Genomic DNA, 12,631 nt, shown 5'->3' with positions numbered 1-12,631 from the left:
TGTTGCCGTTTTCTTTCATCCCTTCATGCCGCTGAGCGTAACTCCCTCGATGAAGCGGCGCTGCGCGGCGAGGAACAGCAGGACCAGCGGCGCGGTGATCACCACCGTGCCGGCCATCAGCGGGCCGAAGTCGCTGCCGGCCTCCTCGTTCCTGAAGAAGAGCGTACCGAGCGGCGGCGTAGCGAGGTCGCCGGTCTGGATGACGATCAGCGGCCAGAAGAAATCGTTCCAGTGCGAGACGATGGAGATCACGCCGAAGGCCAGCATGGCGGGCATGGCGAGCGGTAGCATGATGCGCCACAGGATCTCGAACTCGCCCAGCCCGTCGATCCGGGCGGCATGCATCAGGTCGTCGGGCACGGTCTTGAAGAACTGACGCATCAGGAAGATCCCGAAGGCGGAGAAGACGAACGGGAGGATGAGGGCGGCGTAGCTGTCGAGCAGGCCGACCTCGTAGAGCATGACGTAGCGCGGGATGGCCGGCGCCTGGGCGGGGATCATGAGGCCGATCAGCACCATGGTGAAGAGGATGTCGCGGCCCCGGAAGCGCAGCTTGGCCAGCGCGTAGGCGGCGGGCAGCGAGACCAGGAGCTGCAGCAGGAAGATGCCGCCGGTCACGATCACGCCGTTCAGCAGGTAGCGCAGCAGCGGCACCTTGGTGAAGGCCTTGCCGTAATTCTCCGCCGCGGCCCAGTTGTTGGGCAACAGGCTGAGCTTGGTCGAGAAAATCTCGTTGGGCGGCTTCAGCGACGTCGAGACCATCCAGACGAACGGCGCCAGCATGATCACCAGCCCCGCGATCAGCAGGAGATGGCGCAGCACGTGGCCCAGGAGCGAGCTGCCCGGTTTCATCCGTAATGTGTCCGCTTCTCGCCGGCCTTCACCTGCAGCAGCGTCAGCGCCAGCACGACGACCAGGAACACCACCGTGATGGCCGCGCCATAGCCGGTGCGGAAGAAATTGAAGGCCTCGGTGTACATCGTATAGAGCAGCACCTCGGTCGACTTGTTCGGCCCGCCCTTGGTCAGCACCTCGACCGTGTCGAACACCTGGAAGGAACGGATGCCCGAGACGACGGTGACGAACAGGGTGGCCGGTCCCAGCATCGGCCAGGTGACGCAGCGGAAGCGCTCCCAGGCCGAGGCGGCGCCGTCGATCTCGGCGGCCTCGTAGAGATCGGCGGGGATCGACTTCAGCCCGGCCATGAACAGCACCATGTTGAGGCCCGCCGATTGCCAGATGCCGATGCCGGCCAGCGTGAGCAGCGCGCGGCTCGGGTTCTTCAGCCAGTCGCCGCCGTGGATGCCGAGCTGTTCGAGGACGACATTGATCAGGCCGACGCTGGGATGCAGCAGGAATTCCCAGACCACGGCCATGGCGATCAGCGTCGAGGTCACCGGCAGGAAGTAGGCGGCGCGATAGAAGGCCCGCCCGAAGGTGGCGCCCTCGATCAGCAGCGCCAGGCCAAGCCCCAGGAACACCGAGCCGGGCACGACCACGAGGCAGTAGACGGCGGTGTTGCCGAACGACTTCCAGAAGACGCGGTCGGCGAAGAGCTGCTGGTAGTTTCCAATGCCGATGAAGTTCATCGTCGGCGCGCCGAGCTGCCAGTCGGTGAGCGACAGGACGAACACCGCGAGCGTCGGGCCTGCCAGCAGCACGACGAACATCAACCAGGCCGGCGACACCAGCGCGAGCGCGGCGCGGCGCTCGGCGGGCGTGGCGTCGTTTGCGGCCGGCGCCGTCACCGGACGCGCCGTCCCTGGGCGTCGAACTTCAGCACGCGATGCGGCATCGGCTTCAGCCCGACCGCCTCGCCGCGCTGCGGATCGCGTTCGGAATGCGAATCGAGGCGGGCGATCAGCGGCGTGCCCTGGCCGCGCACCTCGACATGGACCAGGCTTTCGGAGCCCATATGCTCGATCAGGCGGACATGGCCCGCGATCGCGCCGGCCTCATAGGGAGCCACGAGCTGCACGGCTTCCGGCCGCACGGCATGGAAGCCGCCCTCCACCGGGATGACGTTGATCTTGGGGCTGCCGACAAACTCGGCGACCGCCAGGGTTTCGGGATCGTCGTAGAGCTGGCGCGGCGGCGCCACCTGCTCGAGCTTGCCCGCCAGCATCACGGCGACGCGATCGGACATGGTCATGGCCTCGGCCTGGTCGTGCGTCACGTAGATCATCGTGGCGCCGAGACGGCGCTGCAACTCGGTGAGCTCGGACCGCATCTGCACGCGCAGCTTGGCGTCGAGGTTGGAGAGCGGCTCGTCGAGCAGGAAGGCCGCGGGATGGCGGACCATGGCGCGGCCCAGCGCCACGCGCTGCTTCTGGCCGCCCGAGAGCTGGCCGGGCTTGCGGCCGAGGAGCGCGCCGATATCGAGGGCCTGGGCCGCATCCGCCACATCCCGCGCGATGGTCTTTCGGGCAGCGGCGGTGCCGGGCAGCAGCGATCCCAGCCAAGGCAGGCGCTGCCAGACGTTCATGCGGCGCATGGAAAGTGGCAGGCCGATATTCTCGGCCACGGTCATGTGCGGGTAGAGCGCGTAGCTCTGGAACACCATGGCGATGTCGCGGTCGCGTGCCGGCAGTTCGTCGACCCGCCGGCCGCCGATCACGATGGCGCCCGCATCGTTGCGCTCCAGTCCCGCCACGATGCGCAAAAGGGTCGACTTGCCACAGCCCGACGGCCCGAGAAGCGTCAGGAACTCGCCGTCGGCAATGTCGAGTGAAACATCTTTCAGGACCTCGACGGCGCCGAAACTCTTCCGGACCCCCTCGATGGAAATCGTCGCCACGCGACCGTCGCTCCCACAGATTTGGAGTGGCCTAGCCGACTTCTATTACAGTCTGTGTGCGCCGACGCGGCCGGCGCCGGCCGCCGGCTAGTACAGGCCGTATTTCTTCGGCGGGCCCGGATGGTTGACGCAGAGCATCTCCGGCGAAACCTCCGGCCCCAGCTTGATGCGCTCTTCCTCGCACTTGTCGTAGGTGAACGGACCGCCGAACACCTTGGGGCCGCCGCCGACGATGATGTAGGATTTTTCGAGGTACCAGCCCGGACCGGTATAGGCTTGGCTGGCGCCGGGACCAGTGCACGCGCCGAGGCTTGCGGCCAGCAGGGGAGCCGCCAGCAGGGTCGTCCAGCGACCGATCGAACGTTCGGACATCAGCTCAGCCTCTCCCCCGGGCAATGAACGCTGCCCGCCGCGGCCGGCAAAGTAGGCCATGGACGCGCTGTCTTCAATGCATCGCGGGATACGGCCGGCAATCCCGTCGAATTCAAATGAGTAGAGTAACTTCCTCAGGTCGGCTATTGCGACGCGACGGGGGCTTTCGCCGGAGCCCGCGACCGGTCTAATAATGCGCCGATAAACCAAAGCATCCGGGGGGATGCTGGGGCCAGCTCGCGCGCCAGCAGGATAGAGTCATGGGATTGCCTGAGAAGCAGGGACTGTACGACCCACGCAACGAACACGATTCGTGCGGCGTCGGCTTCGTGGCCGATATCAAGGGCCGGAAAACGCACACTATCGTGCGCCAGGGCCTGCAGATCCTGGTCAACCTCGACCATCGCGGCGCCGTCGGCGCCGATCCGCTGATGGGCGACGGCGCCGGCGCCATGATCCAGATTCCGGACGCGCTGCTGCGCGACTGGGCGCGCAAGGAAGGCGTCGACCTGCCGGAGCCCGGCCATTATGCGGTGGCGATGTGCTTCCTCCCACCGGATGAGAAGGCAAGATCTTTTGCAATCAAGCGATTCGAGCATTTCGTTAAAGTCGAAAAGCAGAAGCTGATCGGCTGGCGCGACGTGCCGACCGACCTCACGGGTCTCGGCAAGGCCGTCATCGATTCCATGCCGGTCATCCGCATGGCGATCGTCGGGCGCGGCCCCAAGCTCGCCGACCAGGATGCGTTCGAGCGCAAGGTGCTGGCGATCCGCAAGCAGACCCAGAATCCTCTGGCGGAGCTTGAGAAGAAGCACAAATTGCCTGGTCTTTCAGACCTTTACATGCCGTCCTTCTCGACGCGCACTGTGGTCTACAAGGGTCTGCTGCTCGCACACCAGGTTGAGAGTTTCTATGAGGATTTGAGAAATCCTCTTTGTGAATCAGCGCTTTGCCTGGTTCATCAGAGATTCTCCACGAACACGTTCCCCTCATGGAAACTGGCGCATCCCTACCGCTTCATCGCCCATAACGGCGAGATCAACACGGTGCGCGGCAACGTCAACTGGATGTACGCGCGCCGGCGCACGATGGAATCCGACCTGATCGGTGCCGACCTCGACAAGATGTGGCCGATCATCCCGCACGGTCAGTCGGATACGGCCTGCCTCGACAACGCGCTCGAACTGCTGGTCGCCGGCGGCTATTCGCTGAGCCACGCCATGATGATGCTGATTCCGGAGGCGTGGGCCGGCAATCCGCTGATGGATGGCTGCCGCAAGGCTTTCTACGAATATCACGCGGCCCTGATGGAGCCGTGGGACGGCCCGGCGTCGATCGCCTTTACCGATGGCCGCCAGATCGGCGCCACGCTCGACCGCAACGGCCTCCGCCCGGCGCGCTTCCTGATCACCGAGGACGATCTCGTCGTGATGTCGTCGGAATCCGGCGTGCTGCCGATCCCCGACGAGAAGATCGTGCGCAAGTGGCGCCTGCAGCCCGGCAAGATGCTGCTGATCGACCTGGAAGAGGGCCGCATCGTCGAGGACGAGGAACTGAAGCGGACCCTGGCCGAGGCCGAGCCCTACGAGGAGTGGCTGAAGGAGGCGCAGCACAAGCTCGAGGAACTCTCCGAGATCCCCGACGCGCCGTCGCCGGTGGCGTCGAACGATCCCTCGACCCTGCTCGATCGCCAGCAGGCCTTCGGCTACACCCAGGAGGACATCCAGTTCTTCCTCGAGCCGATGGCCAGCGTGGCCGACGACCCGATCGGCTCGATGGGCACCGACACGCCGATCGCCGTACTCTCGAAGAAGCCGAAGCTGCTCTACAACTACTTCAAGCAGAACTTCGCGCAGGTCACCAACCCGCCGATCGACCCGATCCGCGAGGAGCTGGTGATGTCGCTGGTCTCGATGATCGGCCCGCGCCCCAACCTGCTCGGCCGTCATGCCGGCATGCACAAGCGCCTCGAAGTGGCGCAGCCGGTGCTGACCAATGCCGAGCTGGAGAAGATCCGTTCGATCGCCGACCTGCTCGACGGCTCGTTCCGCACCGCCACCATCGACACGACCTGGCTGGCCTCCGAGGGCGCGGCGGGGCTCGAGAAGGCGCTGGATCGCGTCTGCGCCGAGGCCACCGACTGCGTGCTGGCCGACCGCAACATCCTGATCCTGTCGGACCGCGCGATGTCGGCGGAGCGGGTGCCGATCCCCGCGCTGCTGGCGACGGCCGCCGTGCACCACAGCCTGATCCGCCGCGGCCTGCGCACCCAGACCGGCCTCGTGGTCGAAACCGGAGAGGCGCGCGAGGTGCATCATTTCTGCTGCCTCGCGGGCTATGGCGCCGAGGCGGTGAACCCGTATCTCGCCTTCGAGACCCTGGAGACGCTGCGCGTTCAGAACGGCCTGCCGCTGAAGCCCTACGAGGTTCAGAAGAACTTCATCAAGGCGATCGGCAAGGGCCTGCTGAAGGTCATGTCCAAGATGGGCATTTCGACCTACCAGTCCTATTGCGGCGCGCAGATCTTCGACGCGGTCGGTCTCCACTCGGGCTTCGTCGAGAAGTACTTCACCGGCACCGCCACCACGATCGAGGGTGCGGGCTGGCAGGAGATCGCCGAGGAGACGGTGCGCCGCCATCGCAACGCCTATGGCGACAATCCGGTCTACCGCACCATGCTCGACGTCGGCGGCGACTACGCCTTCCGCCTGCGCGGCGAGGAGCATGCCTGGACGCCCGAGAGCGTGTCGCGCCTGCAGCATGCGGTGCGCGGCCAGTCGTCGGACGACTACAAGGCCTTCGCGACCTCGATCAACGAGCAGAGCGAGCGGCTGCTGACCATCCGCGGCCTGATGCAGTTCAAGTGGTCGGACACGCCGGTTCCCGTTGAGGAGGTCGAGCCGGCCGCCAGCATCGTGAAGCGCTTCGCCACCGGCGCCATGAGCTTCGGCTCGATCAGCCGCGAGGCGCATACCACCCTCGCCATCGCCATGAACCGGATCGGCGGCAAGTCGAACACCGGCGAGGGCGGCGAGGAGGCGGATCGCTTCAAGCCGCTGCCGAACGGCGATTCGATGCGTTCGGCCATCAAGCAGGTCGCGTCGGGCCGCTTCGGCGTCACCGCCGAGTACCTGGTCAATGCCGACGACATCCAGATCAAGATGGCCCAGGGCGCCAAGCCCGGCGAGGGCGGCCAGCTGCCCGGCCACAAGGTCGACGAGAACATCGCCCGCGTCCGCCGCTCGACGGCCGGCGTCGGCCTGATCTCGCCGCCGCCGCATCACGACATCTATTCGATCGAGGATCTGGCGCAGCTCATCCACGACCTCAAGAACGTGAATACGGCCGCGCGTGTCTCGGTGAAGCTCGTCTCCGAGGTCGGTGTCGGCACCGTCGCCGCGGGCGTCAGCAAGGCGCGCGCCGACCATGTCACGATCTCGGGCTACGAGGGCGGCACCGGCGCCTCGCCGCTCACCTCGCTCACCCATGCCGGCTCGCCGTGGGAGATCGGCCTCGCCGAGACGCAGCAGACCCTGGTGCTGAACGGGCTTCGCGGCCGCATCGCCGTGCAGGTCGATGGCGGCCTGCGCACTGGCCGCGACGTCGCCATCGGCGCGCTGCTGGGCGCCGACGAGTTCGGTTTCGCGACCGCGCCGCTGATCGCCGCCGGCTGCATCATGATGCGCAAGTGCCACCTCAACACCTGCCCGGTGGGTGTGGCGACGCAGGATCCGGTGCTGCGCAAGCGCTTCACCGGCCAGCCCGAGCACGTGATCAACTTCTTCTTCTTCGTGGCCGAGGAACTGCGCGAGATCATGGCGCGGCTGGGCTTCCGCACGCTGAACGAGATGATCGGCCGGGTCGACCTCCTCGACATGCGCAAGGCCATCGACCACTGGAAGGCGGGCGGCGTGGATCTCTCGAAGCTCCTCCACCAGGCCCCGGCCCGTGAGGGCGTGGCGATCTGGAACATCGAGCGGCAGGATCACGGTCTCGACAAGGCGCTGGACCACAAGCTCATCGAGGCGGCGCGTCCGGCCCTCGACAGCGGCCAGCCGGTGCAGATCGACCTGCCGGTGACGAACGTGAACCGCACTGTCGGCGCGATGCTGTCGGGCGAGGTGGCCAAGCGCACCGGCCATGCCGGACTGCCCGAGGACACGATTTCCGTGCGCCTCACCGGCACGGCCGGCCAGAGCTTCGGCGCCTTCCTCGCGCGCGGTATCTCGCTCGAACTGTCGGGCGACGGCAACGACTATGTCGGCAAGGGCCTGTCGGGCGGCCGCGTGGTCGTGCGCCAGGCCCCGGGCTGCACGCGCGATCCGCTGAAGAACATCATCGTCGGCAACACGGTGCTCTACGGCGCCATCGGCGGCGAGGCCTACTTCGAGGGCGTCGCGGGCGAGCGCTTCGCCGTGCGCAACTCGGGCGCGGTTTGCGTCGTCGAGGGTACCGGCGATCACGGTTGCGAGTACATGACCGGCGGCGTCGTGGTCGTGCTGGGCGACACCGGCCGCAACTTCGCAGCCGGTATGTCCGGCGGCGTCGCCTACGTCTACGACCCCAGGGCGCGCTTCAAGGAACTGTGCAATCCCGCGATGGTCGACCTCGAAACGGTCGGGCCGGCGTCGGATGACGGCGACGAGACGGGACGGCCGCGCCAGCGGGCGGTCGATGTCGAGGACAATGGCATGGGCGACGTGCTGGCTTTCGATGCCGAACGCCTGCGCATCCTGGTCGAACGCCATCATCTCCATACCGGCAGTGCGCAGGCACGGGCGCTGCTGGAGGATTGGGACAATGCGTTGCAGAGCTTCGTGAAGGTGATGCCGCGCGACTACAAGCGGGCGCTGTTGCAGGCGCGCGAGCGGGCGGCGGCGAAGGCCGTCGCGGCGGAGTGACGGCCCCCGGCCGTCATCCCGAGCCCTTGCGAGGGATCTGCAAAGTCATGAGCCGGAGTTACTAAGATGGGTCTCGCCACAGGCTTCCTCGAGATCGAGCGCAAGGACCGGTCGTACGAAAAGGTCGAGCAGCGCCTCAGGAACTACAAGGAATTCGTCCTGCCGATGCCGCCGGCCGAGGTCTCGCGGCAAGGCGCGCGCTGCATGGATTGCGGCATCCCGTATTGTCACAACGGATGCCCGGTCAATAACATCATCCCGCAGTGGAACGAGCTCGTGCGCCGCGACCGCTGGAAGGATGCGCTCGAGGTCCTGCACTCGACCAACAACTTCCCGGAGTTCACCGGCCGCATCTGCCCCGCGCCCTGCGAGGCCTCGTGCACGCTGAACATCGACGACAACTCGGTGACCATCAAGTCGATCGAATGCGCGATCGTCGATCGCGGCTGGCAGGAGGGCTGGATCCTGCCGCTCGTGCCGGCGCGGAAGACCGGCAAGCGCGTCGCCGTCGTCGGCTCCGGCCCGGCCGGGCTTTCCTGCGCCCAGCAACTCGCGCGTGCCGGCCATTCGGTGACCCTGTTCGAGAAGGCCGACCGGATCGGCGGCCTGCTGCGCTACGGCATTCCCGACTTCAAGATGGAGAAGCACCATATCGACCGGCGCATGCGCCAGATGGAAGCCGAGGGCGTCGAGTTCCGGACCGGCGTCGAGGTCGGTGCGACACTGTCGATCAAGTCGCTGCTCGAAGGTTATGATGCCGTGGCCCTGACGGGCGGTGCCGAACTGCCGCGCGATCTCGAAGTGCCGGGCCGCGAGCTGAACGGCATCCATTTCGCCATGGATTTCCTGACGCAGCAGAACAAGCGCAACGCCGGCGACGACGAATCGCGCGCAGCACCGCGCGGCACGCTCACGGCCAAGGGCAAGCATGTCATCGTGATCGGCGGCGGCGATACCGGCTCCGACTGCGTCGGTACGTCGAACCGCCATGGCGCCGCGTCGGTGACGCAGCTCGAGGTCATGCCGCAGCCGCCGGTGCGCGAGAACAAGGCGCTGACCTGGCCGGACTGGCCGCTGAAGATGCGCACCTCGTCGAGCCACGAGGAAGGCGCGGCGCGCGATTTCGCGGTCCTGACCAAGCGGGCGCTGGGCAGCAACGGCAAGGTCGAGGCGCTGGAATGCGTGCGCGTCGAATGGGTGAAGGGTGCCGACGGCCGCATGGGCATGCAGGAGGTCGCGGGCAGCACCTTCGAGCTCAAGGCGGACCTGGTGCTGCTGGCCATGGGCTTCCTGGGACCGCGCCGGCCCGGCCTCGTCGAGCAGGCGGGGGTCGCGCTCGATCCGCGCGGCAACGTCGCGGCGAACGTGAAGGACTACCAGACCTCGGTTCCGAAACTGTTCGCCGCGGGCGACATGCGCCGTGGCCAGTCGCTGGTCGTCTGGGCGATCCGCGAGGGCCGTCAGTGCGCTCGCTCGATTGACGAAAGCCTGATGGGGAATTCCACCCTGCCGCGTTGATATGCGGAACGGGTGTAGTTCGCTTACGAACGATTTGTCCTAGAATTCCCCTGATGAAGCTTCTGCTGATTCAGGGTGCGAACATGGAGTATCTGGGCCGGCGCCAGCCCGAACTCTACGGCACGACCACGGCCAAGGAACTCGACGCCGCCATCCGTCGCCGGGCCAAGGCGCTCGATGTGTCGATCGACATCGTCTACACGAACACCGAAGGCGAGGCCGTCTCGGCCATCTACAAGGCCGACCGCGCCAAGGTCGACGGGCTGATGTTCAATCCCGCAGGCTTTCTTCACGCCGGCCACGCGCTGCGGGACTGCCTGCGGTCGATTTCCATGCCGGCGATCGAAATCCACATGACGAATATCGAGAAGCGCGGCTTCGGCTCCGTGACCGCCGAGGCGGCGGTCGGCATGATCGCGGGCTTCGGCGTCGATTCCTACCTGCTGGCCCTCGAGGCCATGGTGGCGCGGCTGCGGCCGGTCTCGGCCTGACGGGCGGCTTCCGCTTCATAGGCACTTATGTGCCCGGCGTCCTGGCGGTCGGCTCGATTGGCCGGCGCCCGCAGCGTGTCGAGATAGGGCGGTGCATTAGGCCGTAGCGAGTCGACCGCGCCGAGCAGGAGATGCAGCGCCGGAAAGCCACCGATGTTTACGACTGCATTGCCGACGGCGCGCTTCAAAGGGTTGCGCGGTCGTGGGGTGAGATAGAGCCTGGTGCCGCCCCATTGCCGGAAGGCCGCCCGGAGTTGCGGCATGTTGGCTTGGCCGGCGGGCAGGTTGGACAGTCTGATCTGGCAGTCCATCAAGCCGTCGCGCAGCACCTGGGCGCAGGCGCGATGTTCTGGATGATCGCGCAGCAGCGCCGCCCATTTCAGCCAGTAGCGTGCCGACCACAGGAGCTGGGCGGTATCGTCCCCGGCGGAGGTCAGCCGGGGCGCCGCGTGCATGCGGATGTAATACATGCCGACTTCGCGTCCCCGCACATGCAGGCCGGAGAGGATCGCCCGTCCGCAGAGATCGAAATCCTCGTAGAAGCTCAGGGTTTCGTCCCACTTCTCGGTATCGAACAGGCGCCGCGGCCACAGGATCGTGGTGTGGGTGATGGTGCGCAGGCCGTTCGGATCGAGGAACTGGACCAGCGTGTCGGTGTCGGAGCGTTCCGCCGCCGTCCAGACAAGAGGACCCAGCACGACCTCGTCGTCCACGATCGCGAAGTCGCGCGACCGACCGGCGACGAGCGAGTTGGGTGGCGCCTCCAGGGTGGCGGCCAACAGGTCGGCGAGATGCGACGGATGCATCAGGTCGTCGTCATCGTGGAAGAAAATCCAGTCGCCGGTCGCCGCGGCGATGCCGGAATTGCGCGCAGCACTCGGTCCGCGCGGAAACCGGTGGCGCACGACCTTCACGCCCGGAAATTCGTTCGCGAGCATGGCAAGCGTACCGTCGGTCGAGGCGTCATCGACGACGACGATTTCCTTGTCCCAAAGCGTCTGCGCCTGCACGCCCACGAGAGCGCGCCGCAGCAGCGACGCGCGATTGCGCGTCGGCATGACGATGCTGACCCTGTTACCCACGACAGTCCCCAAACCCATGGCTACAATACCATGACGGTTTGGAGTTAAACGAGTGAATGTGGCTACCAGATGCCCGTCAGAAGGGTTGTCGGTGCATAATCCCTGAAAATCGAGAAATAGGGGAACGCGGAACGGGTGCGCCAGGCCCGCTCGACGCGGACGCGCCACAAGCGCTCGGTTCCGGCCGGGCCGATGTCACCGGGATTCCAGTCGATGGTCACGGTGCCCTGGAGCTGCAGCACATCTCCGTTGTTGAAATTCACGAACAGCAGACCGGCCCGCGGATCGCCCAGCAGGTTGCCCAGGGTGTTGAAGAACCGGTTGCCGTGGAAGTCGGGGATGACCAGCGTATCGCCGTGCACGCCGACGAATCCCGGCCGGCCGCCGCGATGGGACATGTCGAACCCGCCGTCGGCACCCAGTTCGGCCCGCGCCCGGCTGGCGACGAAGAACGTGTCGGCCGACTCAATGATGTCGCGTGCGGCTTCGTCCAGCCTGCCCAAATTCTCGACAGGCCCGGCCGCCGCATCACGCGGCATGCTCCGGCGGGTCTGGATGTACTGCGGACAATTGCCGAAGCTCTGGCTGACATGCACCGTGAGCCCGCTGTCGCGAGCGACGATCGTGCCGTTGGCGCGATTGCGGCGGCGCGTCGAGAGATCGATACCGAGCAGGCCGATCTCGCTGCCGCCTGCAAAGCCCGCGGCCGCGGGATCGCCGTCACGCGGCAGGGCGTCGATGCGCAGCGTCATCGGGTCGGGCGAGGTAACGAACCCGGGCGCGCCGGTCAGCACCGAGGCCATCGGCCAGCCCTGTGCATCCGGCGTTGCGGTGAACAGGTAAGGCAGCAGGGGAAAGAAGGCGCGGTGCTGCTCCGGCAGGAAGGGGCGGATCGGCGCCCGTCCCATCCGGTACCCGGCCAGCGCCTGCGCGGCCTGCTCGTCGGTGTTGAACGGCAGGAAACCCATTGTGTCGGCGGTCATCACACGCCCTCCTGTTTCTCGGGAAACTGGATCTTCGGGTCGTACCAGGGCGCCGCGTCCGATCGCCAGATATGGACCTGCGGCCGGTCGCGGACCTCGGTGTCGACGCAGCCCAGCCGTAGCAGCACGACCGGCTGCGCGACGCGTTCGGCCATCACATGCGAGCCGCACTGGCTGCAGAAGCGTCGGAACTTGCCGGGGGAGGATTCGATCGCGCCCAGAACCTCCTCGCCGCGCAGCCAGCGGAATTTCTCCCGCGGCACAGCCGTGACCGACGAGAAGGCCGTGCCGTGCGTCTTGCGGCAGGTGTGGCAATGGCAGTGCACGATCCGCTCGAGGGGCGCATCGACCTCGTAGGCGACGGCACCGCAAAGGCAGCTTCCGTTCAGCATTCCTGGATCCTCCTGTGGCAACAAGATAGGTCCGGGTAATTGCGTCGTTAACTGCACGAATGATAAATTCATTATTCCATAAATTGGAATAGAAG

10 protein-coding genes are annotated in these 12,631 nt (G+C 66.4%); 3 read left to right on the top strand and 7 right to left on the bottom strand.

Annotated features, from left to right (window positions below; genetic code table 11):
* Nucleotides 1–15: 15 nt before the first annotated feature.
* The 4 genes from AC1ROX_RS12265 to AC1ROX_RS12250 all read right to left on the bottom strand — a co-directional run bounded on the left by AC1ROX_RS12265 (nt 16) and on the right by AC1ROX_RS12250 (nt 3,169).
* Nucleotides 16–852: a carbohydrate ABC transporter permease gene (locus tag AC1ROX_RS12265; RefSeq protein WP_493125836.1), complete on the bottom strand. Its 837-nt coding sequence runs from the start codon at nt 850–852 to the stop codon at nt 16–18.
* Entirely contained in the window at nt 849–1,748 is a 900-nt protein-coding gene (locus tag AC1ROX_RS12260) for a carbohydrate ABC transporter permease (protein WP_493125834.1), read from the bottom strand. The genes AC1ROX_RS12265 and AC1ROX_RS12260 overlap by 4 nt, the downstream gene beginning before the upstream one ends.
* Nucleotides 1,745–2,797 carry an ABC transporter ATP-binding protein gene (locus AC1ROX_RS12255; protein WP_493125832.1) on the bottom strand — a complete coding sequence of 351 codons (1,053 nt, stop codon included), beginning with the start codon at nt 2,795–2,797 and terminating at the stop codon, nt 1,745–1,747. The genes AC1ROX_RS12260 and AC1ROX_RS12255 overlap by 4 nt, the downstream gene beginning before the upstream one ends.
* Before the next feature lie 87 nt (nt 2,798–2,884).
* The gene (locus tag AC1ROX_RS12250) at nt 2,885–3,169 is read right to left on the bottom strand and encodes a hypothetical protein (RefSeq protein ID WP_493125830.1); all 285 of its coding nucleotides are present in this window, start codon (nt 3,167–3,169) and stop codon (nt 2,885–2,887) included.
* A 260-nt stretch (nt 3,170–3,429) separates the two neighbouring features.
* On the opposite strand from AC1ROX_RS12250, the gene gltB reads away from it, so the two are divergent.
* From gltB to AC1ROX_RS12235, 3 genes are all read left to right on the top strand, one after another.
* Entirely contained in the window at nt 3,430–8,070 is a 4,641-nt protein-coding gene (gltB, locus tag AC1ROX_RS12245) for a glutamate synthase large subunit (RefSeq protein WP_493125828.1), read from the top strand.
* 66 nt (nt 8,071–8,136) lie between these two features.
* A complete protein-coding gene (locus AC1ROX_RS12240; RefSeq protein WP_493125826.1) occupies nt 8,137–9,588 on the top strand; it encodes a glutamate synthase subunit beta in 1,452 nt (483 codons plus the stop codon).
* Nucleotides 9,589–9,641: 53 nt separating this feature from the next.
* Entirely contained in the window at nt 9,642–10,079 is a 438-nt protein-coding gene (locus tag AC1ROX_RS12235) for a type II 3-dehydroquinate dehydratase (protein ID WP_493125824.1), read from the top strand.
* Here AC1ROX_RS12235 and AC1ROX_RS12230 read toward each other — a convergent pair.
* The 3 genes from AC1ROX_RS12230 to AC1ROX_RS12220 form a co-directional block, all read right to left on the bottom strand.
* A complete protein-coding gene (locus tag AC1ROX_RS12230) occupies nt 10,025–11,161 on the bottom strand; it encodes a glycosyltransferase family 2 protein (RefSeq protein ID WP_493125822.1) in 1,137 nt (378 codons plus the stop codon). The two genes, AC1ROX_RS12235 and AC1ROX_RS12230, sit on opposite strands and share 55 nt — an antisense overlap.
* Nucleotides 11,162–11,223: 62 nt before the next feature.
* Nucleotides 11,224–12,144, bottom strand: coding sequence for a pyridoxamine 5'-phosphate oxidase family protein (locus tag AC1ROX_RS12225; RefSeq protein WP_493125820.1), 921 nt, complete (start codon nt 12,142–12,144; stop codon nt 11,224–11,226).
* Nucleotides 12,144–12,536: a GFA family protein gene (locus AC1ROX_RS12220; RefSeq protein WP_493125818.1), complete on the bottom strand. Its 393-nt coding sequence runs from the start codon at nt 12,534–12,536 to the stop codon at nt 12,144–12,146. The genes AC1ROX_RS12225 and AC1ROX_RS12220 overlap by 1 nt, the downstream gene beginning before the upstream one ends.
* Nucleotides 12,537–12,631 lie beyond the last annotated feature (95 nt).

Source organism: Reyranella sp. GW821-FHT14A01 (genome assembly GCF_058803965.1).
This window is presented reverse-complemented; position numbering and strand designations above follow the sequence as displayed.

What these genes read in the sequence shown, in the direction of transcription:
- AC1ROX_RS12265 (WP_493125836.1), bottom strand. Translation starts at nt 852, where the DNA reads ATGAAACCGGGCAGCTCGCTCCTGGGCCACGTGCTGCGCCATCTCCTG.
- AC1ROX_RS12250 (WP_493125830.1), bottom strand. Translation starts at nt 3,169, where the DNA reads ATGTCCGAACGTTCGATCGGTCGCTGGACGACCCTGCTGGCGGCTCCC.
- gltB (WP_493125828.1), top strand. Translation starts at nt 3,430, where the DNA reads ATGGGATTGCCTGAGAAGCAGGGACTGTACGACCCACGCAACGAACAC.
- AC1ROX_RS12240 (WP_493125826.1), top strand. Translation starts at nt 8,137, where the DNA reads ATGGGTCTCGCCACAGGCTTCCTCGAGATCGAGCGCAAGGACCGGTCG.
- AC1ROX_RS12235 (WP_493125824.1), top strand. Translation starts at nt 9,642, where the DNA reads ATGAAGCTTCTGCTGATTCAGGGTGCGAACATGGAGTATCTGGGCCGG.
- AC1ROX_RS12225 (WP_493125820.1), bottom strand. Translation starts at nt 12,144, where the DNA reads ATGACCGCCGACACAATGGGTTTCCTGCCGTTCAACACCGACGAGCAG.
- AC1ROX_RS12220 (WP_493125818.1), bottom strand. Translation starts at nt 12,536, where the DNA reads ATGCTGAACGGAAGCTGCCTTTGCGGTGCCGTCGCCTACGAGGTCGAT.